The 1,100-nt window shown below is 72.5% G+C and carries 1 protein-coding gene; it reads left to right on the forward strand.

Translation table 11 applies throughout. The features are described from left to right. Positions 1-224: 224 nt before the first annotated feature. Positions 225-887 (forward strand): helix-turn-helix domain-containing protein, encoded by a 663-nt coding sequence (locus BJF77_RS03225; protein WP_158041174.1) that lies wholly within the window; start codon positions 225-227, stop codon positions 885-887. Positions 888-1,100: the final 213 nt, after the last annotated feature.

A 1,100-nucleotide genomic window follows, 5' to 3' on the forward strand; every position in this document is an offset into this window, starting at 1 on the left:
CCCATGGACGCCTTGTTCACCGCCTACCGCTCCGGGGGGCGCACGACCCTGCGGGCGATGTCGAAGGTGGCCATGGAGCCGGGTTGAGGCCTCGGTGCTGATCGTGTTGGCGGAGTCGGTGTTCGCCTACATCGAGGAGCTCTCCGCGGCAGCGCCCAGGCTACGCTGCCGAGCAGTCCGAGCGTGCCGGGGAACGCGACCGGTTGCTGGACATGGTGGCGGAGATGCTCATCCGCGGTCACGCCGAGGAGGAGTCCGTGCGTGCCGCGGTGCTCGCGGCAGGTTGGGTCCTGCCCGAACGGGTCGTGGTGGTGCTCCTGCCCGCCGAGCGGCGCTCGGGGCTGCGGTCCCGGCTGGGACCGGGGGCGCTGCTCACCTCCCGCCCCGGGGACGTCGTGGCGGTCCTCCCCGAACCGCCCACGCCTGCGGCCCGGCGGGAGCTGGGGCGGTCCCTGACCGGGCGGACCGCGGTGGTGGGCCCGGGACGACCCTGGCGGGCGGCCCCGGACTCCCTGCGCCTGGCCGTGGCCGCCCGGGACCTGCTGGAGCACGATGGTGAGGAACCACTGTGGGTCTGCCAGCACCTCACCCGGCTGCTGCTGCACAGCGACCGCGCCCTGGTCGAAGACCTCGCCACCCAGCGGCTGGCCCCGCTGGAGCATCTCCGCCCGGCCCAACAGCAACGACTGGTCTCCACCTTGCTGTCCTGGCTCAAACACCATGGGCAACGCGCGGCGATGGCCGCCGAGCTGGAGATCCACGAGCAGACGGTCGGCTACCGGGTCAATCAGCTGCGCGAGGTCTTTGGGGAGGCGCTCCACGACCCGCAGGCCCGCTTCGAGCTCGAGCTCCTCCTGCGCGCCCGCGCCGACCAGGACCGCGCGTGAGCGAGGACCGTTGAAGCCCCGCCCCTGGGCGGTGATCGGCCGCCGGCGGCGCCGAAGGACCAGGACAGCGACCCGGGATCCGGGGCCGGTCCAGTTTTCAGTGGAACCACTGCAGCAGCCCTGGCACCACGCCAAGCAGTGAACCACTACCGGGCGTTCGGCCATGCCCGCTCAACGCGGCTGTAGTGCTCAGAACCAGCGCACACCCAACCC

This window comes from Kocuria sp. CNJ-770, from assembly GCF_001942375.1.
Lineage (GTDB): Bacteria > Actinomycetota > Actinomycetes > Actinomycetales > Micrococcaceae > Kocuria > Kocuria oceani.